This window comes from Lacibacter luteus, from assembly GCF_004118265.1.
In the GTDB taxonomy this organism is placed as follows: Bacteria; Bacteroidota; Bacteroidia; order Chitinophagales; family Chitinophagaceae; genus Lacibacter; species Lacibacter luteus.
Map to the genome: position 1 here is coordinate 97,994 of NZ_SDHW01000002.1, position 22,325 is coordinate 120,318.

27 protein-coding genes are annotated in these 22,325 nt (G+C 40.6%); 11 read left to right on the top strand and 16 right to left on the bottom strand.

The genetic code is table 11. The features are described 5' to 3' along the window. Positions 1 to 58 precede the first annotated feature (58 nt). Complete coding sequence (locus tag ESA94_RS07975) at positions 59 to 775, bottom strand: SDR family oxidoreductase (RefSeq protein ID WP_129130360.1); 717 nt, start codon at positions 773 to 775, stop codon at positions 59 to 61. Between the two features lie 85 nt (positions 776 to 860). Here ESA94_RS07975 and ESA94_RS07980 point away from each other — a divergent pair, with 85 nt between their 5' ends. After that, on the top strand, positions 861 to 1,559 hold the full coding sequence (locus ESA94_RS07980; RefSeq protein WP_129130361.1) for a YjjG family noncanonical pyrimidine nucleotidase: 699 nt from the start codon (positions 861 to 863) through the stop codon (positions 1,557 to 1,559). A gap of 82 nt (positions 1,560 to 1,641) precedes the next feature. On the opposite strand, the gene ESA94_RS07985 is transcribed toward ESA94_RS07980, so the two are convergent. The 4 genes from ESA94_RS07985 to ESA94_RS08000 are packed head-to-tail and all read right to left on the bottom strand — an operon-like array spanning position 1,642 to position 4,871. Continuing rightward, positions 1,642 to 2,298: a phosphatidylserine decarboxylase family protein gene (locus ESA94_RS07985; RefSeq protein ID WP_129130362.1), complete on the bottom strand. Its 657-nt coding sequence runs from the start codon at positions 2,296 to 2,298 to the stop codon at positions 1,642 to 1,644. Positions 2,299 to 2,334: 36 nt separating this feature from the next. Further along, positions 2,335 to 3,000, bottom strand: a complete 666-nt coding sequence (locus ESA94_RS07990; RefSeq protein WP_129130363.1) for a M949_RS01915 family surface polysaccharide biosynthesis protein — start codon at positions 2,998 to 3,000, stop codon at positions 2,335 to 2,337. Then, a complete protein-coding gene (locus tag ESA94_RS07995) occupies positions 3,000 to 3,905 on the bottom strand; it encodes a phosphatidate cytidylyltransferase (RefSeq protein WP_129130364.1) in 906 nt (301 codons plus the stop codon). Before ESA94_RS07995 ends, ESA94_RS07990 begins: the two co-directional genes overlap by 1 nt. A 15-nt stretch (positions 3,906 to 3,920) precedes the next feature. Continuing rightward, positions 3,921 to 4,871, bottom strand: coding sequence for a CPBP family intramembrane glutamic endopeptidase (locus tag ESA94_RS08000; RefSeq protein WP_129130365.1), 951 nt, complete (start codon positions 4,869 to 4,871; stop codon positions 3,921 to 3,923). Positions 4,872 to 4,916: 45 nt separating this feature from the next. Between ESA94_RS08000 and dusB the strand changes: the two genes are divergently transcribed. The 4 genes from dusB to ESA94_RS08020 all read left to right on the top strand — a co-directional run bounded on the left by dusB (position 4,917) and on the right by ESA94_RS08020 (position 11,573). After that, positions 4,917 to 5,957: a tRNA dihydrouridine synthase DusB gene (gene dusB / locus ESA94_RS08005; protein WP_129130366.1), complete on the top strand. Its 1,041-nt coding sequence runs from the start codon at positions 4,917 to 4,919 to the stop codon at positions 5,955 to 5,957. A 334-nt stretch (positions 5,958 to 6,291) separates the two neighbouring features. Then, on the top strand, positions 6,292 to 9,480 hold the full coding sequence (locus ESA94_RS08010) for a SusC/RagA family TonB-linked outer membrane protein (RefSeq protein WP_129130367.1): 3,189 nt from the start codon (positions 6,292 to 6,294) through the stop codon (positions 9,478 to 9,480). 17 nt (positions 9,481 to 9,497) lie between these two features. Then, positions 9,498 to 11,138 (top strand): RagB/SusD family nutrient uptake outer membrane protein, encoded by a 1,641-nt coding sequence (locus tag ESA94_RS08015; protein WP_129130368.1) that lies wholly within the window; start codon positions 9,498 to 9,500, stop codon positions 11,136 to 11,138. A gap of 105 nt (positions 11,139 to 11,243) precedes the next feature. Further along, positions 11,244 to 11,573 (top strand): DMT family transporter, encoded by a 330-nt coding sequence (locus ESA94_RS08020; protein WP_129130369.1) that lies wholly within the window; start codon positions 11,244 to 11,246, stop codon positions 11,571 to 11,573. A gap of 6 nt (positions 11,574 to 11,579) precedes the next feature. Here the strand turns inward: ESA94_RS08020 and ESA94_RS08025 are convergent, their stop codons facing one another. The 4 genes from ESA94_RS08025 to ESA94_RS08040 are packed head-to-tail and all read right to left on the bottom strand — an operon-like array spanning position 11,580 to position 15,322. After that, on the bottom strand, positions 11,580 to 12,569 hold the full coding sequence (locus ESA94_RS08025; RefSeq protein ID WP_129130370.1) for an MBL fold metallo-hydrolase: 990 nt from the start codon (positions 12,567 to 12,569) through the stop codon (positions 11,580 to 11,582). 50 nt (positions 12,570 to 12,619) lie between these two features. Next, positions 12,620 to 13,252 (bottom strand): PAQR family membrane homeostasis protein TrhA, encoded by a 633-nt coding sequence (gene trhA, locus ESA94_RS08030; RefSeq protein WP_129130371.1) that lies wholly within the window; start codon positions 13,250 to 13,252, stop codon positions 12,620 to 12,622. Further along, a complete protein-coding gene (locus ESA94_RS08035) occupies positions 13,249 to 13,920 on the bottom strand; it encodes a glutathione peroxidase (RefSeq protein WP_240671012.1) in 672 nt (223 codons plus the stop codon). The genes trhA and ESA94_RS08035 overlap by 4 nt, the downstream gene beginning before the upstream one ends. 16 nt (positions 13,921 to 13,936) lie before the next feature. Then, the gene (locus ESA94_RS08040) at positions 13,937 to 15,322 is read right to left on the bottom strand and encodes an aldehyde dehydrogenase family protein (protein WP_129130372.1); all 1,386 of its coding nucleotides are present in this window, start codon (positions 15,320 to 15,322) and stop codon (positions 13,937 to 13,939) included. Positions 15,323 to 15,497: 175 nt separating this feature from the next. On the opposite strand from ESA94_RS08040, the gene ESA94_RS08045 reads away from it, so the two are divergent. From ESA94_RS08045 to ESA94_RS08065, 5 genes are all read left to right on the top strand, one after another. Beyond that, positions 15,498 to 15,932 carry a hypothetical protein gene (locus ESA94_RS08045; protein WP_129130373.1) on the top strand — a complete coding sequence of 145 codons (435 nt, stop codon included), beginning with the start codon at positions 15,498 to 15,500 and terminating at the stop codon, positions 15,930 to 15,932. 15 nt (positions 15,933 to 15,947) lie between these two features. Next, positions 15,948 to 16,403, top strand: coding sequence for a nucleoside deaminase (locus tag ESA94_RS08050; RefSeq protein ID WP_205755938.1), 456 nt, complete (start codon positions 15,948 to 15,950; stop codon positions 16,401 to 16,403). 2 nt (positions 16,404 to 16,405) lie between these two features. After that, positions 16,406 to 16,708 (top strand): DUF6958 family protein, encoded by a 303-nt coding sequence (locus ESA94_RS08055; protein WP_129130374.1) that lies wholly within the window; start codon positions 16,406 to 16,408, stop codon positions 16,706 to 16,708. 87 nt (positions 16,709 to 16,795) lie between these two features. Further along, a complete protein-coding gene (locus ESA94_RS08060) occupies positions 16,796 to 17,158 on the top strand; it encodes a hypothetical protein (RefSeq protein ID WP_129130375.1) in 363 nt (120 codons plus the stop codon). 158 nt (positions 17,159 to 17,316) lie between these two features. Beyond that, complete coding sequence (locus tag ESA94_RS08065; RefSeq protein ID WP_129130376.1) at positions 17,317 to 17,916, top strand: superoxide dismutase; 600 nt, start codon at positions 17,317 to 17,319, stop codon at positions 17,914 to 17,916. Positions 17,917 to 18,000: 84 nt separating this feature from the next. Here the strand turns inward: ESA94_RS08065 and ESA94_RS08070 are convergent, their stop codons facing one another. Next, entirely contained in the window at positions 18,001 to 18,567 is a 567-nt protein-coding gene (locus ESA94_RS08070) for a DNA-3-methyladenine glycosylase I (protein WP_129130377.1), read from the bottom strand. 57 nt (positions 18,568 to 18,624) lie between these two features. Between ESA94_RS08070 and ESA94_RS08075 the strand changes: the two genes are divergently transcribed. After that, on the top strand, positions 18,625 to 19,122 hold the full coding sequence (locus tag ESA94_RS08075; protein WP_129130378.1) for a GNAT family N-acetyltransferase: 498 nt from the start codon (positions 18,625 to 18,627) through the stop codon (positions 19,120 to 19,122). Here ESA94_RS08075 and yidD read toward each other — a convergent pair. From yidD to ESA94_RS08105, 6 genes are all read right to left on the bottom strand, one after another. After that, entirely contained in the window at positions 19,104 to 19,373 is a 270-nt protein-coding gene (gene yidD / locus ESA94_RS08080; protein WP_262708026.1) for a membrane protein insertion efficiency factor YidD, read from the bottom strand. The genes ESA94_RS08075 and yidD overlap by 19 nt on opposite strands. Continuing rightward, positions 19,354 to 19,758 (bottom strand): ribonuclease P protein component, encoded by a 405-nt coding sequence (gene rnpA, locus ESA94_RS08085; protein ID WP_262708027.1) that lies wholly within the window; start codon positions 19,756 to 19,758, stop codon positions 19,354 to 19,356. Before rnpA ends, yidD begins: the two co-directional genes overlap by 20 nt. A gap of 65 nt (positions 19,759 to 19,823) precedes the next feature. Beyond that, positions 19,824 to 19,988: a 50S ribosomal protein L34 gene (gene rpmH / locus ESA94_RS08090; RefSeq protein WP_129130380.1), complete on the bottom strand. Its 165-nt coding sequence runs from the start codon at positions 19,986 to 19,988 to the stop codon at positions 19,824 to 19,826. 298 nt (positions 19,989 to 20,286) lie between these two features. Beyond that, positions 20,287 to 21,114 (bottom strand): glutamate racemase, encoded by an 828-nt coding sequence (gene murI / locus ESA94_RS08095; RefSeq protein ID WP_129130381.1) that lies wholly within the window; start codon positions 21,112 to 21,114, stop codon positions 20,287 to 20,289. 68 nt (positions 21,115 to 21,182) lie between these two features. Further along, entirely contained in the window at positions 21,183 to 21,698 is a 516-nt protein-coding gene (locus ESA94_RS08100) for an OmpH family outer membrane protein (RefSeq protein WP_129130382.1), read from the bottom strand. Between the two features lie 68 nt (positions 21,699 to 21,766). Continuing rightward, positions 21,767 to 22,282: an OmpH family outer membrane protein gene (locus ESA94_RS08105; protein ID WP_129130383.1), complete on the bottom strand. Its 516-nt coding sequence runs from the start codon at positions 22,280 to 22,282 to the stop codon at positions 21,767 to 21,769. Between the last annotated feature and the right edge of the window lie 43 nt (positions 22,283 to 22,325).

Here is a 22,325-nt window from a genome sequence, read left to right on the forward strand (position 1 = left end):
AGGCGGTATGCTTTAGTTCCAAACTAAGTTGCTGTTAAAATCAATTGCGGATAAGCGGTTACAGATCGCCCAGTTGCGGACGGATGACGAGATCTTCCACACATGCCTGTGGCGATAATTGCGAACAGCTGAAAACCATCTGTGCTATATCTTCTGCTTCCATAATACGTTTATCGGAATTATCGTAATCGCCCCAGGAATCTGTTAATACGGCACCGGGAAAAACAGATGTCACTTTAATCAAATGCTGCTTCATTTCTTCACGCAGGTTTTTACTAAAGCCATGTAATGCAAATTTGCTGATGCTGTATGCGCCTCCGTTTGCATATGCATTGAGCGATGCGATGGAACACATGTTGAAGATATGTCCACGTGTGCCCGACAGCGGGCTTTGTTTCATCATTTGCGGCAAGAGTTTACGGGTAAGATGATAGGCGCTGTACAGGTTTACAGCGATCATTTCTTCCAGCACACCACGGTCTTCGTTGTATACACTGCCGGGCAAAAAATTACCGGCGTTGTTAACAAGTACATCAATATGCATGCTGTTGTCGAGAATCCATTGGCCGAAATTTTCCACTTCATCCTGTTTACTCAGATCTCTTGCTTTGCCCTTTATTTTTACACCGGGATATTTAGTGAGAAGCTCTTCCATTGTTTTGTACAATGCCACTTCGTTTTTTGAGCACAAATACAACGAATGCCCATTGGCAGCATACACTTCAGCAATTGCCTTTCCTATTCCCCTTGAAGCTCCGGTAATAACAACGTTCATAATTTCAGATTTTAGATTGTAGATTGCAGATTTTAGCAGACTGTACAATCAGTACAAATCTAAAATCGTAATTCTGAAATCTGAAATGAAATACCGTCATCTTTTTTTTGATCTTGATCATACGTTGTGGGATTTTGATGCCAATGCCATGGAAACACTCACCGATGTTTACCGTGATATGCAACTGGAAGCAGCAGGGGTAAACGATTTTGATGCGTTTTGCAAACACTACCTCCGTCATAATGCCGTTTTATGGGATCGTTACCACAACGGTTTTATTTCTGCAGAAGATCTGAAATGGAAACGGATGTGGCGAACACTGCTTGAGTTTAAGATCGGTAGTGAAGAACTCGCCCGTAAAATGAGTGGTTATTTTTTAGAAGTATTGCCAACCAAGCAAAACCTGTTTCCTTACACACACGAAATTCTTCAGCACCTGAAAGAAAAAGAATACAGGCTGCACCTCATCACCAACGGTTTTGAAAAAACGCAGTGGCGCAAATTGGATAACAGCAAACTGGGCCAGTATTTTGAAGAGGTAATTACCAGCGAAACAAGTAACAGCGTAAAGCCCAATAAAGAAATTTTTGAATATGCTTTACGCATTACGGGAGCAGAGTTACAGCAAAGTATCATGATCGGGGATAACCTCGATGCAGATATTAAAGGCGCTATTAATGCAGGCATGGATTCGATTTTCGTCAACCACATCAATGCCGATCTGAAAGGAATTAAACCGACGTATGTGATTACACATTTGAAGGAGCTGGAGGAGATTTTTTAATTATTCACGACGATATGAAAAAGCCCGACTATTTTAGTCGGGCTTTTTCATATGCGAATATGTTATTGCTAATTATTCACTATCAATATTCCGCCAACACCGTTACCCCACCCTTCACTACTTCGTTCAGCTTTACATTGATCTTTGTACCAACAGGCAACAGAATATCTACACGTGAACCGAATTTGATAAAGCCGAGCTCACCACCCTGTTCTACTTTTTGTCCAGGTTGCAGATAGTTTACAATACGCTTGGCAACAGCACCTGCAATTTGTTTTACGAGAATTACAATGCGATCGTTACTAAGCACCACACTGTGGCGTTCGTTTTCGGTAGATGATTTAGGATTCCATGCAACGAGGTACTTGCCTTTATGGTATTGCGAATAATTTACTTCGCCTGCAATAGGGTTGAGATTCACATGCACATTTGCCGGGCTCATAAACACACTCAGCTGAATACGCTTGTCCTTAAAATATTCTACATCAACAATTTCTTCAATTACCACCACCTTACCATCGCATGGACTGTAAATTACATTTGGATTGATAGGTGTAACACGACGTGGTATGCGAAAAAATGAAATAATAAACAGCAGGAAGAACAAGGTTACTGCAAAAACAAGCCATGCAATAACCGGCAAACTCGGGCTGAGGAAATTAAAAGTAAGCAGGTTAATGATTACAAATAAAACGGCTGCAATAGAAATACTTTTAAATCCTTCTCTGTGAATTGTCATACAAGAAATTGAGCAGCGAAAGTACAAAGATTCGGCCTATTGGTACTCCTGTTTCCCAAACTTCTGCCAATGTTCAACTGCATAGTTCAAAAAAGCCTTGGGTGCTTTTCCAAAGCTGCTATCGGCATTGTATTGACCGCCAATTGTATCTTTTTGTAAAACCATCAATTCTTCACCACGAATAGCGTACTTCTGTTCGCCTTCGTACATAATGAGCTTTTTAGTGTTGGGGCTAACATCGCCTTTGCAACTGAGTGCATACACCATGGTTATTTCGGCCAGGCCGTTACTATCAAGATCGGTAATGGTTAAATGATCGTCGTAAAACGAACAGGTAACATCTACTTCGCAGTCTTCAATGTAATCAACCATTTTCCATTTCTGCACAAACCCACTGTCCGACTTTTGATAAAGAATAGCAGATAGTTTTGCCGAAGCACCGGATGATCCTTTCTTTATGTATGATCCTGTTTCGTAAAGCACCAGCCAGTTTTCGCCGGATGCATCGTGCCATTTTTTTGCACGTTTTAACTCGTACGAATTGGGTGCAGGTAACAACGCACTAACTGCAGCCGTTACTTCTTCCACTTCAGAAAGTTTTTTTTCTTCGGTGAGCACAACTGCAGGCTTGTCTTCCTGCTTTTTGTTTTTGCAGGCAAACAAACAACAAGCTGTGAGTAATACAAGTAACAGGTGTTTCATTAGCTAATTATTTTTAACAGCAGCCATACAAAAGGTACAGCAACCAGTAACGAATCGAAACGATCGAGAAAACCACCATGCCCCGGCATAAAACTTCCACTGTCTTTTACATTGGCCAGTCGCTTGAGTTTACTTTCGAGCAAATCGCCAACGGTTCCGGTAATTGCAGCAATGAATGCAATTACCGCCCAAAGCCAGGCAGAAGAAGACTGACTGAGAGAACCTAAGCCCCACATTACTGCTACTGCAAGAATAATTCCGCCAACAGTACCCTCCCACGTTTTTTTGGGTGAGATAGCACTCAGCGGTGTTTTACCAATAAGCGAACCAACAATGTAAGCCATTGTATCGTTGATCCAGATAGAACCGATGATCATGAGTGGTACAGCATATCCACTTACTTTAGCAAGCAATGTAGAAATGTTGGAGAAAGTATCTTCACCATTATGCGGCATCCACAAGGCACCGCTGCGTAAATGCATCAATAAAGCCCAACTGAGTGAGATGTATACAAGTCCGAATAAAGAATGGGCAATGTATTTTAAGTTGAACTGTTTGGAAAAAAGCAATTCGCTGATGGGCACTAACAGAAAACCAGCCAGCATTAACATCCATCCAATAGAATGCAACGATATCGTTTCTGTAAGAAACCAATCGGCAGTTAAAAACAACATCAACCCATAGCCACCGATCATTACACCATATTTATGAAATGGATTGATGGTTTGATAACCTTTATCAATCAAACCCACCAGCTTCTGGTATTCGAACCAGCAGCCGAAATGAATAACAGAAAATAACGCAAGAAAACTCCATTTGTTCCAGAGTAAGCCAAACAACATGATCACTACAAATAAAACTGCAGTGAGTGCTCTTGTTTTAAACGTTTGCCAGTTAAAAGCCATGCAAGGATATTAAACTTAAGAATTGAAGCGGTTTGTTGCTTCGTTCGTATTTGCTAAACCATCGGGGTAAATTTTAGTAGCCGATAATTTCTTCAGTGTAATAAATAAACCAACCAATACAGCTAAACTAATTAAGCCCGCCCACCAGGGAGCAGCTTCACCCACTTCCATATCGATTTTTTTATCTTTCAGGTATTGATAGTAAAGAACAGTTACCATCAACGCATTATTAAAAAAGTGGCCGATAATGCTGTACCACAAATTGCCCGTATAATAAAAAATATAACCCAATGCCATCCCCAATGCAACACGTGGAATAAACCCGTACCAGGAAAAATGCACCACACTGAAAATGACGGATGTAATAACAATTGCAAGCCAGGGCACTTTTATAGATCGTGTAACTGCCGATTGCAATGCACCACGAAAGAACACCTCTTCCACAATTGCAGGCATCAATGCAATAACAAAAATGGCAGCAATATAATCGGTGGGCGTTTTAAAAGTAGCCATCAATTTTACCTGCTCGGCATACTGCGACTCCATGTTATCAAAAAACTTTTTAGCCGCTGCCGTAAGTGGAATAGCTTTATTCAGCTCTGCCAATGTACCAACAAGTGGCAACACGGCAAGCATGATAACAATTGCAAGTACTGCACGGTTAATTTTAACTCCCCTCTTCAAACCTAAATGAGCAAACGGCTTTTTTGTAACAATGCGGGCTGTAACAAATGCAGGTATAAAAAAAATGATGATAGTTGAAACAACCTGCATCGCTTTTACAGCATCAACATAAGCAGGATTAAGCATATCCTTCGCCATTTCGAGAGGCCCCTTACCCGTCATAACCATCCAAATCGGAATGGTAACAACAGTGCCGACAATCATGCAGGCAATTAATAAACCAAAAAGGATAAGAACTTCTACTCCGGGCTCTATTTTGCGCTGGTATTGATTTTCGTTCATAACTACTGGTAAAAACTAACTAAATTTGCGGCTTGATTTTACAAAGTGGTAAAGATAGGTAACATATCGCTTCCCGAATTTCCGCTCCTCCTTGCACCCATGGAAGATGTGAGCGACCCGCCTTTCCGTGCAGTTTGCAAGGATAATGGTGCAGATATGATGTTCAGTGAGTTCATCAGCAGCGAAGGATTGATCCGTGATGCAATTAAAAGTCGCCAAAAGCTCGACTTTGAAGAAGAAGAGCGCCCGTTTGGTATCCAGATTTTTGGTGGCGATGAAGAAGCATTGGGCATGAGTGCCAAGATCTGCGAAACAGTTAATCCCGATTTAGTAGATATTAATTTCGGCTGTCCGGTAAAGAAAGTAGCCATGAAAGGTGCCGGAGCCGGTGTATTGAAGGATATTGACCTTATGGTTCGTTTAACTGAATCGGTTGTAAAATCTACTTCACTCCCCGTAACAGTTAAAACCCGTTTAGGCTGGGATGATAATACCAGGAATATTGAAGAAGTTGCTGAACGTTTGCAGGATATCGGTATTAAAGCATTGAGCATTCACGGTCGTACACGTATGCAGATGTACAAAGGCGAAGCAGACTGGACGCTGATCGGCAAAGTGAAGAACAACCCCCGTATCAACATCCCCATTTTTGGTAATGGTGATATCGACAGTCCGGAAAAAGCAGTGGAGTATAAAAACCGCTATGGTGTTGATGGTATTATGATCGGTCGTGCTGCGATTGGTTATCCCTGGATTTTTAACGAAATAAAACATTTTGTAAAAACAGGCGAGCATCTTGCGCCGCCAACCGTTGAGCAGCGTGTTGAAGTTTGCAGAAAGCATTTGCATAAAAGTTATAAATGGAAAGGTCCAAAGGTGGGCATTTTTGAAATGCGTCGCCATTACGCCAACTACCTCAAAGGTTTGCCGAATATTAAAGAGTATCGTTCCAAACTTGTTACAATGATGACGGTGGAAGAAATTGACGCCGTACTGGATGAGATCGTAACCAAGTTTGCGGGTTTTGAATTTGAACCTTCAAAAATTGAGTTGATCAATTACCACGAAAAGTGCCCGGTGAATTAATTAGCAGCAGCATTTACCTTGTTTATTATACTATCTTATAAAAGCTGAAATCATTTTACGGTTTCGGCTTTTTTTATTGCATACACCTGCCGGGGCTCGTCTGTCTTTGTAGTACAAACTATCAATTTCGATAAATAAGGTTCGTTAGTGAGCATTAATTTTTTTGTCCTTTTTATACAAATTTGGCGATTATACTTCTGATTTTTAATCTATTTCAAATATAGATAATTTTTACTTTGTTTTTTGGAGATAAAAAAATCCGACAAGAGCGTGATTTTCTACCCTTATTTTTTGGATATATTTAGTTTAATCAACTAACTAAACTAACAATCACATGAGAAAAATTGCACTGCTGCTTCTGGCGGCCTGTGTGTCTTTTCTATCTGTACAAGCGCAGGAGAAAACGATAACAGGAAAGATTACAGAAGCCAACGGATCTCCCATTCCAAACGCCTCAATTCGGGTAAAAGGCAGTAAAACCGGCACAAGCGCCGATGCCAGCGGCTCCTTTACAATTAAGGCTGCGTCAAATTCAACACTTGTTATTTCTGCAATTGGTTTCGAGCCAAGAGAGGTAAGCATTTCGAACGAATCTTCTTTAACAATTACGCTTGCTGCCGATACAAAAGCATTGAGTGAAGTTGTTGTAACAGGTACCGGTGTTGCCACAAGCAAAAAGAAAATTGGTATTGCTGTTGAGTCCATTAATTCTGACAAGTTGCCTGCAGCACCGACTGCCTCGGTCGATCAGGCTTTGGTTGGAAAAATTCCAGGTGCACAGATCAGCAGTACTAACGGCTCTCCTGGCCGCCCCGTAAATATTCTGTTGCGTGGTATCAATACTATTAGAGGAGGAACCAGACCTATGATTCTGTTGGATGGTGTAGAATTAAGAGGTACTGATCTTAATTCTCTCGACTTAAGTGTAGTTGAACGCATAGAAATTGTACAAGGTGCTGCTGCTGCAACCATCTATGGGGCACAGGGTGCTAATGGTGTAATTCAGTTATTTTCTAAAAAAGGAAAAGCAGGGAAAATAAAAATCGATCTTTCGTCTAATGTTTCCGTTAACACTATGCTGAATAATGGTGGGGTGGGAAAAGCAATGTTACATCCCTTTACTACTAATGCAAACGGTGAAGTAATCGGTTCATCAGGAAACCTGATTACACTTGACCCCGCAACAAGTGTTTATAAAGAGAATGTACAGGTTAATCTTGTTGACCCAAATACAAAAACTGAAAAAGCGTACGATAAAAACCTGCGTTACTACGACCATTACAAAATGTTTTTGCAGGATGCATACACAACTAATAACTCCATTACCATTTCCGGTGCCAAGGAAAAAGTCGATTTCATTTTTTCCATTTCGGACAATAGACAAACCAGTACGTTTAAAAACAATGGCAAGTTTTCACGTTCAAACCTTCTTTCGAATTTAGGTGTTGAACTTGCAAGAAATCTTAAATTCAGAAGCATTACCCAACTTGTTTACACAAAAAATACGTTGAACGATGGAACTGGACGAGGAATTTTCTTTGCTTTGAACAACTCTCGCCCATTCGCCAACTACGACTATAAAATGCCCGATGGTAACTATGGCTATTACTTTGGAGATGCTACCGGTGTAAATGGTTATAACCCCAACTACAGAACGCAATATTCAAACAGTATTGATGATAAGATTGATGTGGTTCAGAACTTTAACCTCAACTATAAACCATTCAAGTTTCTTGAACTTGATGCAAAATATGGTTTAAACTATCAAACCGAAGATGCAGTTTACGATGTAAAACCGCAAGATGATAACGCAAGTGCGAAATTCTGGGGTACAAGATGGTGGACAGGCAATTATGCACCTACACCATCAGTTGGTACATCGGGTTCAATTGATAACTTCCGTTACAGAAATACTTTCCAGAACTTTATTACATCTGCAACAATTAACACCGATTTTCAAGAAGATTTTCATCTTAACATCCCTATTAAAACCACAACGCTTTTAGCCTTCGACTATAGAAAGAACTTATTCAAACAATACATAACATGGGGGGCTGACGCTCCATTTTATACACCCTATACGGCAAGTCAAATGGTAACCTATCGTATTCAATCAGACTTTACTCAGCCGTTTCTCACTTATGGAATCTTGGCTAATCAAAAAATTGAATTTGGAGAAATTGCGGGTGTTTCCGGTGGCGTTAGAAGCGATTATTCGTCAGCATTTGGGTTTGGTTCTGAACCATTCACTTTTCCACGAGGAGATGCCTACTTGAGACTATCTTCTTTTAACTTTTGGCAGGATAAGAAAATAGGATCAATAATTTCTGAGTTTAAAATAAGAGCAGCTTATGGCGAGGCGGGTATTCAACCTGGTGCTTTTGACCGTTACTTAATTTTAAATACCGCAAATATAGGATCATCTGTAGCTTTTACTTTTCCTATAAGTAACCCTAATCCAAAGTTGCAGGTTGAAAGGTCAAAAGAATTTGAAATTGGTACAGACATCATTTTGAAAGCATTCAAAGGAAGTTGGTTGAATACGATTAATATTTCTGCAACTTACTGGGATAGAGCGACCGATAATGCCATTTTTGATGTTGATGCACCGCCCAGCAGTGGTCAAGGTACAATAAGAGACAACGCTTTTGGAATTGCTTCAAGCGGTTTCCAGGCTATGTTAAATGCTACAGTTTATAAAGGGTCTAAAATTAACTGGAATTTTACAGCAAACTTTGGTAAGCAAACTTCAAAAATCACATCTGTTAAAGGCGGAACTGAAATTGTTCAATTGTCAAATGCAGGAAGCAGTAACTATGTTTTGAAACCAGGTGAAAAAATTGGTCAGCTGTACGGCAACCTGTTAATTCATGCTGTTGACCAGATTGATCCTGCTACCGGAAACCCCTATATTCCTAAAGCATCACAACAAAACTATGTTGTTGCAAGCAATGGCTGGGTGGTAGATAAAACTACTAAACAACCTTATGTTACTCCGGGAAAAGTAAGCTTTGGCGATCCTAATCCAAAGTTCAACATGTCGTTCATTAACGATGTAACCTTCTTTAACAACTTAAGTGTTTCAATCCAGTGGGATTGGGTTTATGGAAACCATTTGTATAACCAAACAAAACAATGGATGTACAGAGATGGTATTCACAAAGACTATGCAGTTCCTATTAACATCAATGGACAAACAGGTGCATGGACAGCTTTCTATCGTGGCGTTTACGCACAGGTGCAGGCAAATGGTACACGTAACTATTTCTATGAAGATGCTTCATTCTTCCGTTTACGTAACCTTGCTGTTGCTTATGATTTTGCTAAGCTTATCAATAAACCTTTCTTGCAAAAATTACAGCTTGTTGTATTAGCACGTAACGCTGTAACATTTACAAAATATACAGGTATGGATCCTGAAGTTAGTTCGGGAGCAAGCAACTCAGCATTCGACAGAGGTGTTGATCACAACACAATTCCTAACCTCAGAACATACCAGATAGGTTTAAACGTAGGTTTCTAACTTAAAAACAATGAAACATGAAAAAAGTAAAATATATATTAAGCATATACATAATTGTCGGGGTTATCAGCTCCTGTGCTAAGCAACTGGATGTAAAAAATCCGAATCAACCAGTACCTGAAAGCGCTTATACAGAGGCTGGCATTATTGCTCTTTCTCAAGGAGGTATTTACAGAAACGGCTTTATCAATCTTAAATATTCTGATGGTGTTTACGGCTTTTTCTGGTCGGGCGCTATCGGCTTTCATGAAATGATGGGTGATGCGATACAGGTTGAAGCAGCGAACGCATTTATCAACCAGATCGGTTGCCCCGATAAAGTAACACTTGATAACGGCACCGTTATATTAAACCCCAATGCACCTAATACACAGAAAGCATTGATCAGGTTGATCAACACCAACAGTAACCAGGGACAAAACACGCTCTTTTATGAATGGGCTTATATGTATGCAATGATAAAAGCGTGTAACAGCATTTTAGAAACTGCAGATAAAGCCACATTTCTTTCAGAAGCAGCAACGAAAAAAGCAACCATTCAGGCATGGGCTTATTGGTGGAAAGGTTTTGCATACTCAAGAATCGGCTCTATTTATTACGCAGGTATTATCAATAACGATCCTAATGGCACTAATGGTAACTATGTTACAAAAGAAGCCATTATTGCAGAGTCTAATAAACAGTTGGATCTTTGTGCTACTACTTTAAACACTGTAACAAGCACAACGGCTTACAACGAAGTGTTTGGTAAACTTGTTCCAAGTTTTTGCCAGGTTGGCAAAGGCGGCATTTTAACCGTCGATATGTGGAAGAGAAATGTAAACACATTAAAAGCACGAAACATTTTGGTGAACACTCCTGCTTCAAGCATGACGCCACAGCAATGGGCATCGGTTCTTACGCTTACAAATGCAGGTATTCTTGCTGCTGATAAAGTTTTCACAGGCCGTTCAAATACAGCCGGAGATTTTCTTTCACCTACTTCGGGTACTGTAGCATCGAAGGTGCAGAATGTACTTGCAGGTGGCAACACGTACAAATTGAGTGAGCGTTTTGTACAGGAATTTAAAACAGGTGATAAGCGTTTGGCAAATAACATTTCACAAACCACTACCTGGATTGGTAATGGCGACAGAGGCCAGGCATTCAACACACGTTACCGTTTAATTAATAAAGGTAACGGCATGGCAGGTGTTAAAGTGTATACAAATACAGATGCAGGTGCAGAGGAAATTTTTCTTGCCGGCAGCTACGAAGAAAATGACCTGATGAAAGCAGAGGCGCTTATTAATACAGGAAGCATTGAGGCAGGTCTTTTGCTCATTGATGTTGTTCGTAATTCACAGGGTGCAGGCTTAACAGCTGTAGCAGGTACAAGCCTTACACTTGCACAGGCTAAAGAAGAACTTCGCAGAGAAAGAAGAGTAGCATTGCCGTTTATTGGCTTATCGTTTTACGATGCACGCCGTTTAGGTATCATCAACCCTGTTTCACAAGGTGGTGGCAGAACAGGTGCTGTTGTAATATCGGGCAGCGGTGGCGTAAACACAAATGCAACGATCGAATACAACTTCCTCGATTATTGGGATGTTCCGGATAATGAACTTGTGTACAACCCGCCTGTTTCGGGAAGTGCTCCGGTAAAAAATCCGAAATAATAACTCTGATTATACTTTGTAAAAATGACGGCTTAGGCCGTCATTTTTTTTGCAACAACAGCTCATTCCTTATCATCAAATATCTTTGCAGCTCATTCATCAATCATGAACTGGATTCTTCTCATCATTGCTGGTTTATTTGAAGTAGGATTTGCAACCTGTCTTGGCAAAGCAAGAACTGTAAGCGGTGCAGCATCTGTTTACTGGATGATCGGTTTCTTTGTTTGCCTCAGCATCAGTATGCTGTTATTATACAAAGTCACACAAACATTGCCAATTGGTACAGCTTATGCTGTATGGACAGGGATTGGTGCAGTAGGCACCGTATTGATGGGAATTATTTTCTTTAAAGAACCCGCCGACTTCTGGCGACTGTTTTTTATTACCACACTTATTGCTTCTATTGTTGGACTGAAAGCCGTGTCATCACATTAATTCTTATTAAAACAAGTGCTTTGGTCCAATAGATAAATGCAACACAGCATTGATATTCTGCTGTCCCTGCAATTGAATTAATTCCTGTTTGGGATAAAACAAAGGCTCATCTCCTAAATCAAAAGTTCCAAAATGCATAGGCACTAAATTCTTTGCGCCTATTTGCTGCAAGGCAATCAATGCATCAGCCGGGCTTGTATGAGCTGTACCCATAAACCATTCGGGTTTATATGCACCAATGCCCAGCATTGCGTAATCAATACCCGGAAACATGCGGCCAATTTCTTCAAAATGTTTACCTAAGCCGCTATCTGCACCAAAGTAAATTGTTCGTGTTTTGGATTGCAGCATAAAGCTTCCCCATAACATATTATTTATATCGGTTAATCCTCGCCGGCTCCAATGCTTTGCCGGAAGATAAGTTACCTGCACATCTGTATCTAAGCGGTATTGTTGATACCATCCTGCTTCAATAATAGGGTTCGTTATTTTCCAGCTACGCAACAGCGAAGAAATATTTAAGCCCGTAAGAATAATTGCTGAAGGGTTTAATGCACATATCTGCTGCATACTTTTTTTATCCGCATGATCACGATGGTTGTGCGAAAGAAGAATATAATCAATGTGCTTCAACTCCGCTACTTCGCAAGGTAAAGCAGTAAAACGTTTTAACGGACCAACATTGTACAACACCGGGTCAATAAGAAAGTGCTTTCCTTCTAATGTAAAAAGATAACTCGCATGCCCAAGCCAAACAAACCCATTATCTCTGTTTTGTGTTATAAATCTGCTTTGCACAACATCAACATTTGGTTGTTGTTGTTTTTTTAATGGTTTCAGTTGATTTTTTTCTACCTGCCATTTAAACAATTCTTTAAAGGTCCGTTCCGATGGTCCGTCGAGATTGATGTATTGCTGCTTTTCGTTGAGTAAATTACCTTGCCAGTTATCTTTAATAAACGGCAGCAAAGGATTATGTGTAGGAATGAGGTTCATATATAATTAAAGAGACGATGGTTGGTGCATTTTACTTTTCAGTAAAGCAATCAAATCATTAATAGTACAGCAACATAATGACAAATTGCTGCTGCCAATACAAACAAATGCCAGATAACATGATGGTAATACAACTTCTCCCACAAATAAAACAAAGTACCAACTGTGTACAAAACACCGCCGATAATGATCATGGTTAACACCGGCCACGGAATAGCAGCAAAAAAACTACGCCCACCAAACAACAATATCCAACCCATAGCAATGTAAACAGCGGTTGATGCATAGTTGAAACGACCGGTAAAAAACAGTTTAAACACAATACCAACAATAGTTAATCCCCACAACACGCTCAACAAAGTAATACCCGTTACATTCATCATGTAATTGAGCAGAAAAGGCGTGTATGTTCCGGCAATTAAAAAATAGATGCTGATGTGATCAAACACATTCAATACTTTCTTTACCCGTGGATTTTGAAAGGCATGATACAATGTTGAAAAAGTAAATACGAGCAAAAAAGAGAATCCATACACTGCTGCCCCAACAACTGCAACCGTATGGTTTTTTGTTGCCGCCAAAGCACTTAAAACCGGCAGAGCAGCAATGCCAAACAAAATACCAATGCCATGTGTAATGCTGTTGGCAATTTCGAGTTTCAGGCTGCTGTGCTCTTCACTCATTGTTTTGTTTTTAATTCATGCAGCAACTCATCGCTTAACGGCGAAACAGAAGGATCGAAATAATGCGTAAGAATGCCTTGCTCGTTTACAAGGTATTTCGAAAAATTCCAGGAGGGTTGCTTATTGTTCCATCCGTTTTTTGTTGAATCGGAAAGCCATTGGTACACTTCGTTTTGTTCACCCGATTTTACTACCGTAGTTTTTTTCATCAACGGAAATGTAACACCAAAGTTTACTTTACAGAATTGCGCAATCTCATCATCGGTTCCTTTTTCCTGCTCTTTAAAATCGTTTGCAGGAAACCCGAGTATCACTAACTCTTTGCCGAATTGTTCATGTAGCTTTTGCAGATCATCGTACTGGCCGGTATAACCACAATTGCTGGCCGTGTTTACCAATAACACTTTCTTTCCTTTTAGTTGGGCAAAGTCGTAAACTATGCCATTACTCATCGTTGCTTTTAATGAATGAAAAGCCACTGTTGGCGCCTTGTGTTCATTCTCCAGAATTTTTGCATCCTTTCCTTTCATCCACATAAAAATTGGATACACTGTTTTTAATACTTTTTGTCTTATCGTCATGTCTTTACTATTTCTGTTTATAACAAATACATACACTGCAAAGCAACCCAGCGCTATCAAAACTGTTATCGTTGTTTTTTTGATCATGCCGCTTACATTGCTTTTACTTTCTACCTAACAAATAACGCCACAGCTTTGTTTTGCCGTTGTTAAATGGTGCATGTCGAAAAGCAGGTTCCATCCATGTATATCTTTTTACTACGCCTTTATAATTTGTAAATGTATCGAAGGAATGTTTTCCTAAGTACCCTCCATGCCCGCTGTAACCTACACCGCCAAATGGTAATTCGCTGTTGCCGAGCTGCAGAATTGTTTCGTTAATGCCGCCACCACCAAACCGAATGTGTTCAATAAAATAATTTTCGGTTTGCTTGCTGCCGGTAAATACATACAAGGCCAACGGATAAGGATTCTTTTCAACAAGGTCCACTACTTCTTCATTGTTGCTGTAAGTAAATACCGGTAATATCGGGCCAAAAATTTCCTCCCGCATAATGTTTGCATCGGGAGTAATGTTATCGAGAATAGTTGGTGCAATAAACAGATCGGATTCGTCTGTTTGTCCGCCATAAATAATTGTTCCATCGCTCAGAAAACGTTTCACTGCTTCAAAGCGTCGTTTATTAATAAGACGTGGATAGCTATCGTGCTGTTGCGGATTGGTACCAAATCCTTTTTCAAACTCAGCAATAATAGCCAATACCATCTTGTCTTTTACCGATTCGTGTACAACCAGGTAATCAGGCGCTACACAGCTTTGGCCACAGGCAATTAATTTACCCCACACAATACGTTTTGCCGCAACGGCAATATTTGCATCGGGTGCAATAATGCAGGGACTTTTTCCACCCAGTTCCAACGTAACAGGCGACAACTGTTTTGCTGCCATCTCCATTACTTTTTTACCAACAGCGGTACTGCCGGTAAACATTACATGATCGAAATGAAAATGCTCCAGCAATTCAGGCACAACAGTAGCACCATAACCATTGATCACATGCAAATAACCGGGATCAAAATTTTCGTTGATGATCTTTTCCATTACAGCAGCAGTATGTGCACTCAACTCAGATGGTTTGATAAGCGCTGTATTGCCAGCTGCCATTGCACCCGCCACTCCACGCAGGGTTAACAGAATGGGATAATTCCATGGCGAAATGATCAAAACATTTCCAACGGGCTCTGCATAAATTTTTGATACAGCAGGAAATAAAAACAAAGACGACGGAACGGTCTTTGGTCGCATCCAGTTTTGCATATTCTTCAGCTGCACTTTTATTTCTTCATACACAGCACCTGTTTCCGTCATGTACACTTCCTGCGGATGTTTACGAAGATCTTTATACAATGCTTCGTTAATCAGTTCCTCGTTGGCACGCAATACCGCATCCAGTTTTTTTAATTGCTGTTTACGAAAAGCCAAAGGCTTTGTTGCACCCGATTTAAAAAATGCTTTCTGTGCAGCGTATATGTTTTGATAGGCATTCATGTATTGCTGTTATTGCTTTAAACAATCGTTATTTGCAGCTGACTTACACAGCTGTCTGCATCTTTAAAATTACGCATCTAATCAACACATCGCAGAAAAGCATCGTTTCTGCAACTGATAAACATTCTTGTTTACCGTTGGCAGCTGCTGTATCTTTTCATTCTAATTACAAATTATGTGTGCGTACAAACGTAAAACCTGGATCGAAAAAAGAGATATCAGTAACGAGTTGAAAGTAGAAGTAATTGATAAAGATTTTGCCGACATGAAAAAAGGCGAAAAGATGCTGGTGGCAACACCGTTGATCGTTGATGAATACATTCGCCATATTCCTAAAGGAAAAGAAGGTTCGCTGGCACAGATGCGGAAAGATCTTGCAGCCGAATACCATGCTGATAAGACCTGCCCTATTACCAGTGGTATTTTTGTACGCATTGTTGCCGAAGCTGCGTACGAGGAATATGAAAAGGGAAAAGCAATCAGTAAGATTGCTCCCTTCTGGCGCATCATCAACGAAAAATCGCCGGCTGCAAAAAAGCTTACGTTTGGTACAGACTTTTTGCTTGAACAACGCCGCAAAGAAAAATTAGATAAGCCTACAGTAAAATAGTTGCAATTTTGCCGTATGGATATTTTACAGCCAAGAAGTGATGAATATTTTATGCAACAGGCATTAAAAGAAGCACGTATTGCTTTTGATGAAGGTGAAGTGCCTATTGGTGCTGTAGTTGTTACTAATGGAAAAATTATTGCACGTGGACATAATGAAGTAGAAAAATTAAACGATCCTACTGCACACGCCGAAATGATTGCATTAACTTCTGCATTCAGTCATATTGGTGCAAAGTATTTACCCGATGCTACTTTGTATGTTACTGTTGAGCCTTGTTTAATGTGTGCCGGCGCTTTGTATTGGAGCAAGATCACCCGTATTGTTTGGGGCGCCGATGATGAAAAGAACGGGCACAAGCGTATTGCAAAAGAGGAGAATCCTTTTCACCAGAAAGCAGAAGTAACACAAGGTGTGTTGAAAGAGGAATGTGCACAGCTGATGAAAGATTTTTTTAAACAAATGCGATAAATATGGCAAAGGCTGTTTCTAAAAAAGTAGTTGTTACGCATCCGCAAACAGGAACAGAATGCAACTTCGATGCGGCTATTTACAAACCGGTAAAAGCAGCCATTCTCCAAAGTCTTAAAGGAAGCAAAGGCAAAACCTTTACAGAACTTACAGATGATGTGGTGAAGATCATCCGTAAAAAAATGCCCGACTTTAAAAAGTCAATTCCCTGGTACACTATCTCCATCCGTCTCGATCTGGAAACAAAAGGCATTGTTGAAACCTTTACCGAGAAAGGAAAGAAACTCAACCGGCTGAAAAAGTAAAACCATTACTGCTTTAACAAAATCTTGTTACAGGCATTTACAACTTCAACATCTCCTCTTCATCTAATTGTTGTAAACAGGTTAGCTATGAAGAAGATACTTGGTTTTATTGCAATCAGCCTGCTGTTCCTTACAGCCTGTCGCAAAAGCGATTTAGGAACAGGTTATATTGATGAATCGCAATGGCTGCAAAAAGAAAAAGGTATTGTTGTTTTCAGCAGTAGCAGCTGCAACTACTTTGTTGTGGAAACACGTAATGGCTATGCGATAATTGAAAGCTGGTCGTTGCGACCTTTTAATGGCGATGTGTTGTATGGCGACTTCAGCCATTGGGGACCGGTTCAGGTTTACAACCGAACCCGTGGCACTTTAATGCAGGTAAATGTGCGTGACTTCTGGTTAAGCTATTACGAAGCGGAGGATCGTATTTACGACTACTGTTCGCCATAAACCCCGAATGTCCTTAAAGGAGATAGGGAATGCAATTGCATTCCTTTCTTTATTTAACAGCATGCTAATCTTCGTAAGCTTAATCAATCGAAATTGTAAACGATCTGTTTGTACATTTGTTCTCCATAAACAATTTCGTAAATCTTAAATTCAAGAACATGGCATTTACATTAGCACCTCTTCCTTATGCACATGATGCATTGGAACCCCATATCGATACCACTACTATGCAGATACATCACGGTAAACACCACCAGGCTTATGTTGATAATCTCAACAAAGCAATTGCAGGTACAGAACACGAAGGCAAAACGCTGGAGCAACTGGTTGCAGCTGCGGGAAGCATTTCGCCTGCTGTACGCAATAACGGTGGAGGTCACTGGAACCATACTTTCTTCTGGGAATCATTGGCAGCAAATGCAGGTGGTACACCAACAGGTGCATTGGCTGATGCAATTACAGCAGCATTCGGTTCGTTTGATGCATTTAAAGAAAAATTTGCAGCAGCAGGTATGACACGTTTCGGAAGCGGCTGGGCATGGTTGATCGTTAAAGATGGTAAACTTGAAGTTAGCTCAACTCCTAACCAGGATAATCCGTTGATGGATGTTGCTGAAGTAAAAGGCACACCGATCCTTGGCGTTGATGTTTGGGAACATGCTTACTACTTAAAATATCAGAACCGCCGTGCTGATTATTTAGGCGCTTTCTGGAACGTAGTTAACTGGAGCAAAGTAGCTGAACGTTTCGGTAAATAAGAATAGAAGTTCTGCCAATAAACAAAGCCGTTTCATTTTGTGAAACGGCTTTTTATTTTTTTGTATCGTCATTCTCGACTTCGCTCATGGCTTTTTCTTCCAACAATCATTTACATGATCATTCAGCATACCGCTTGCCTGCATAAAGGCGTAGCAAATGGTAGAACCAACAAACTTAAATCCACGTTTCAACAAGTCTTTACTCATTGCATCAGACAGGTTTGTTTTTGCAGGTACATCGCCAAGCGAACGCACATTGTTTACAATTGGTTTTCCACCAACAAATTGCCAGATGTATTTGTCAAATGTTCCAAACTCTTTCTGTATTGCAAGAAAGGCCTGCGCATTTACTACAAATGCATTTACTTTTAAACGGTTGCGGATAATGCCTTCATCCTGCAGCAGCGTTTCTTTTTTCTTATCGCTGTACTTTGCCATCTTCTTTGCATCAAATCCATCAAAAGCTTTGCGGTAGTTTTCACGCTTCTTCAATACAGTATGCCAGCTTAAACCCGCCTGTGCTCCTTCGAGGCAAAGCAGTTCAAATAGTTTATTGTCGTCGTGCAGGGGCTTACCCCATTCTTCATCGTGATAAGCTTTGTACAGATCATCTTTCAAGCACCAGCTGCAACGTGTTTTTTCTTTTGCCATTGATTGTGGTATGGTTCCTGTGCAAAGTAGTAATTTCACAGTCCCAATCAAAAGAAGATGATCCGCAAAGCCACTTCTTCCGATTTTCATTTTCTCTATTACCTGTATATGCACCCGCAGGTGAATCCTTATCTGTTGTACGAATACATGCAACAGGAAGATTTTCATGATGTGTTTAACGAACTGCAGCACAAAGGCGTGCTGTATATTTTTGAGGAACTGGATGAAGACATTGGTATGTTTAAATTAATGCCGCAGCGGTTTCGCAATGCACATATTGCTTATCTCGGTGGTGTAGCTATTGATCCTGAAGAAGCCGGCAAAGGATTTGGATTGCAAATGATGGAAGAGATCATTGCTTTTGCCAAACAGCAGGGATACCTACGTATTGAATTAACGGTTGCCACCAGCAACACAAAAGCGATTCAGCTTTACCAAAAAGCAGGCTTTCATCACGAAGGTGTGTTGAAGAAATACACGTACTTAAAAAGCAAAGATCAATATGTAGATGAAGCAGTGATGGCTTACATCTTTGATCAGGGAAGCGGGTCGTAACCACTACCACCCCATGGATGACATTTACTTACACGTTTTACAGTTAACCAGAAACCTTTAATGGGACCGTATTTTTTAAAAGCCTGCAAACCATATTGGCTGCAGGTGGGTGTATATCTGCATTTAGGCCCAATAGCCGGACTGATAACGTATTGATAGAATTTGATGAGCAGTATAAACGGAAAACTCAGAATAGTTTTTATTCTGTTTTCTTTTGGTGAGGATGTAGTATTAAGATGCTGACTGCACACGAACTTCTTCGAGTTTTTGCAAAGCTATGCCTGTCTTCGCATAGATCAATTCATAATCAGGCAGTTCTTTTCCTGTGTAGAGCACAAACACATGCATCTGCAAAGCACTTTCCTGCAATTGCTGTTGCAAAGCATTCTTTTGCAATCGCCATGCTTCACGAATCAATCGTTTAACCCGGTTACGATGCACTGCCCTTTTAAAATGCTTGGTGCCAACTGCAACACCAAACAACAACGAATTTTCACCTGTGGGTAAAGGTTGCAACACATAATACACACGCAGGGGTTGTGCAGAAAGCGTTTTACCCGCTTTAAACAGGTGTTCGATCTGTTTGCGGCTTTTCATCCGCTCCTGTTTGCCTAATGTATATCGTTGCTTTTCCAATGTTGTAAAAATAAAAAGTCCCGACCGGAAAGTCGGGACTCAAAATATCTTGTAATTACAAGTGCTTATTTCTTAGCGCCACGCTCATCAGAGATAGTGAGCTTATGACGACCCTTTGCACGGCGGCTTGCTAATACCTTGCGGCCATTAGCATCCTGCATACGCTTACGGAAACCATGTGTGGTTTTTCTGCGACGCTTCGAAGGTTGGTATGTACGTTTTTGTGCCATTTTATTCTGTTTTACTTCTTTAAAAATACCGGGGAGAAACCGGAAATTTCAAGCCACTCAGTGAGAACACCACTTCCCGCTGTTTGTGAAAGGACGGCAAAGGTAGGGGAAAATGCCTGAAAACAGAGGGTTTGAAAGAAGAAAATTTCGGTACCGGCTGTTGTACAACTGGCATCGTGGGTTGCGTCGCAATCCCTTGTGCGTTCAGTACATCTATCTTCAACCCACCCCTTTTGTTACTCCACTGTGCAACAACCTACGTTTCCCCTCTCGGGAGGGGAAAGACTTGCTGGCTGCTCTACTTTCCAAGCTCCACATGAGCAGAACGAACTTCTACCCCATAAAACAACCCGGCATGTCTGTCAAAATCAGCTACCGAATCGGTGGTAAAAAATTTTCGGCTCTCGTCTTTCGAAAGCCGATCCTCCATTTCCGGGTGGCGCTGCAGATAATCGGCCAGACTTTCGGCTACAATTTTGCCTTGCGATAATAATGTAACCCCGTCAGGTAAAACGGCTTTGATCTTTTGCTGTAATAATGGGTAATGCGTACAACCCAACAACACCGTATCAATGCCCTGCGATTGTTGTACCAACGCATCAACATATTCTTTTACAAAATAATCAGCACCTGCATTTTCATGCTCGTTGTTTTCAATCAACGGCACCCACATGGGACAAGCCTGTTGATACACGTTTATTTCCGGATAAAACTTAGTGATCTCTATTTCATAAGAACCCGATTGCACGGTGCCTACAGTTGCCAGCACACCTACATTCTTTGTTTCGCTGTATTGCCCGATTACTTCTGCTGTTGGACGAATAACTCCCAACACTCTGTTATCGGGATTGAGATGCTGTAAATCGTTTTGCTGAATGCTGCGTAATGCTTTTGCAGAGGCGGTATTGCAGGCAAGAATAACCAAGGGGCAACCTTGTTTAAAAAACCATTCCACACACTCTAATGTGTAACGATATACCGTTTCAAAACTACGGGTGCCATAAGGTGCACGGGCATTATCGCCGAGGTAGATATAATTGTACTGTGGTAGCTGCTGCACAATTTCTTTCATTACAGTTAAACCACCGTAACCGGAATCGAAAATGCCAATTGGTCCAGAATGCATAACGCTAATGTAAGCACAAAAAAAATCCCGCTGTAAAACAGCGGGATCAATATCATAGTCGATTAAACTTATTTTGCTGCCGGAGCATCAGGTATTTTCAAATACTTTTTCACCAATGGCAACAGATCGTCTGTTGTAGGCACTACTAATAAAGCATCTCTTGAAAGTACGTATGCATAACCGTTTGCTTTAGCAACTGCTTGGATAGCATCAATTGCTGTTTTTTGTACAGGAGCAAAAAAATCTTGTTCTTTTTGTTGCAGGTATTGTTGTGCCTGTGTAGAATAGTTTTGAACTGCATCAGCTAAATCCTGAAATTCTTTAAAACGGATTTGTTTGATAGCAGGAGTCCATTTACCTGAGTCAGCACGAATAACGCTATCTTTTTCCTGGTACTCTTTAATTAACTGGCCATACACAACGTTCAAAGAATCCTGTGTGTTTTTCAGTTTTTCCTGAGCCTTTTTTGTTTCGGGCATCGCCATCAACAAATCGTTGGTGTTGATGTGGCCGATCTTTTGAGCATTCACTGTTGCAGCGGTTCCCATGATTGCTACAACTGCCAGAACAATAATCTTTTTCATTTTTCTTTTTTGTTTTAAATAAAGTGTGCTTACTCCCTTCAATGGTTGTGTGTGCACATGGGTTTTTATTAAAGTTTAACACCCAGGATTTTCAGCACATCGTCGCTTTTGTCCAGTTTAGGGTCGGCAAATATAACGGTAATTCCTTCACTTTTGTCCAAAATAAAGTCGTATAATCTTTCTGTTGCCAAACGTTGTACAGCGTTGTAAACCTTGTCCTGTATGGGTTTCACCAGTTCCTGCTTTTTGCGGAAGTAGTCTCCTTCGAAACCAAAACGACGGCGTTGTAAATCACGAACTGCTTTCTCTTTATTAAAAATTTCGTCTTCTCTTTTTTTCAGCAGCTCGGGGGTTAACATTACCCTTTCTGTTTCGAGCTGGCGATACATTTTATCCAGATCGGCCTGCAACAAATCAATTTCTTTTTGCCATGCATCAGCCATTTCTTCCAGCTTCTTATTTGCATCCTTGTACTCCGGTATTTTATCCAGAATGTACTTGGTATCAATAATCGCATAGCGTTGTGCATTTGCACTAAAAGCTGTAAGTGTAAATACAAGTGCGGCAAAAAGGATCTTTTTCATGTGCTTATTTTTTTAATTCGCCGGTTTCCGGCTGATTTTTATG

Excerpts from the sequence above, each read along its gene's own strand:
- ESA94_RS07975 (WP_129130360.1), bottom strand. The coding sequence starts at position 775 with ATGAACGTTGTTATTACCGGAGCTTCAAGGGGAATAGGAAAGGCAATT.
- ESA94_RS07980 (WP_129130361.1), top strand. The coding sequence starts at position 861 with ATGAAATACCGTCATCTTTTTTTTGATCTTGATCATACGTTGTGGGAT.
- ESA94_RS07985 (WP_129130362.1), bottom strand. The coding sequence starts at position 2,298 with ATGACAATTCACAGAGAAGGATTTAAAAGTATTTCTATTGCAGCCGTT.
- ESA94_RS07990 (WP_129130363.1), bottom strand. The coding sequence starts at position 3,000 with ATGAAACACCTGTTACTTGTATTACTCACAGCTTGTTGTTTGTTTGCC.
- ESA94_RS07995 (WP_129130364.1), bottom strand. The coding sequence starts at position 3,905 with ATGGCTTTTAACTGGCAAACGTTTAAAACAAGAGCACTCACTGCAGTT.
- ESA94_RS08000 (WP_129130365.1), bottom strand. The coding sequence starts at position 4,871 with ATGAACGAAAATCAATACCAGCGCAAAATAGAGCCCGGAGTAGAAGTT.
- ESA94_RS08010 (WP_129130367.1), top strand. The coding sequence starts at position 6,292 with ATGAGAAAAATTGCACTGCTGCTTCTGGCGGCCTGTGTGTCTTTTCTA.
- ESA94_RS08015 (WP_129130368.1), top strand. The coding sequence starts at position 9,498 with ATGAAAAAAGTAAAATATATATTAAGCATATACATAATTGTCGGGGTT.
- ESA94_RS08020 (WP_129130369.1), top strand. The coding sequence starts at position 11,244 with ATGAACTGGATTCTTCTCATCATTGCTGGTTTATTTGAAGTAGGATTT.
- ESA94_RS08025 (WP_129130370.1), bottom strand. The coding sequence starts at position 12,569 with ATGAACCTCATTCCTACACATAATCCTTTGCTGCCGTTTATTAAAGAT.
- trhA (WP_129130371.1), bottom strand. The coding sequence starts at position 13,252 with ATGAGTGAAGAGCACAGCAGCCTGAAACTCGAAATTGCCAACAGCATT.
- ESA94_RS08035 (WP_240671012.1), bottom strand. The coding sequence starts at position 13,920 with ATGATCAAAAAAACAACGATAACAGTTTTGATAGCGCTGGGTTGCTTT.
- ESA94_RS08040 (WP_129130372.1), bottom strand. The coding sequence starts at position 15,322 with ATGAATGCCTATCAAAACATATACGCTGCACAGAAAGCATTTTTTAAA.
- ESA94_RS08045 (WP_129130373.1), top strand. The coding sequence starts at position 15,498 with ATGTGTGCGTACAAACGTAAAACCTGGATCGAAAAAAGAGATATCAGT.
- ESA94_RS08050 (WP_205755938.1), top strand. The coding sequence starts at position 15,948 with ATGGATATTTTACAGCCAAGAAGTGATGAATATTTTATGCAACAGGCA.
- ESA94_RS08055 (WP_129130374.1), top strand. The coding sequence starts at position 16,406 with ATGGCAAAGGCTGTTTCTAAAAAAGTAGTTGTTACGCATCCGCAAACA.
- ESA94_RS08060 (WP_129130375.1), top strand. The coding sequence starts at position 16,796 with ATGAAGAAGATACTTGGTTTTATTGCAATCAGCCTGCTGTTCCTTACA.
- ESA94_RS08065 (WP_129130376.1), top strand. The coding sequence starts at position 17,317 with ATGGCATTTACATTAGCACCTCTTCCTTATGCACATGATGCATTGGAA.
- ESA94_RS08070 (WP_129130377.1), bottom strand. The coding sequence starts at position 18,567 with ATGGCAAAAGAAAAAACACGTTGCAGCTGGTGCTTGAAAGATGATCTG.
- ESA94_RS08075 (WP_129130378.1), top strand. The coding sequence starts at position 18,625 with ATGATCCGCAAAGCCACTTCTTCCGATTTTCATTTTCTCTATTACCTG.
- rpmH (WP_129130380.1), bottom strand. The coding sequence starts at position 19,988 with ATGGCACAAAAACGTACATACCAACCTTCGAAGCGTCGCAGAAAAACC.
- murI (WP_129130381.1), bottom strand. The coding sequence starts at position 21,114 with ATGCATTCTGGACCAATTGGCATTTTCGATTCCGGTTACGGTGGTTTA.
- ESA94_RS08100 (WP_129130382.1), bottom strand. The coding sequence starts at position 21,698 with ATGAAAAAGATTATTGTTCTGGCAGTTGTAGCAATCATGGGAACCGCT.
- ESA94_RS08105 (WP_129130383.1), bottom strand. The coding sequence starts at position 22,282 with ATGAAAAAGATCCTTTTTGCCGCACTTGTATTTACACTTACAGCTTTT.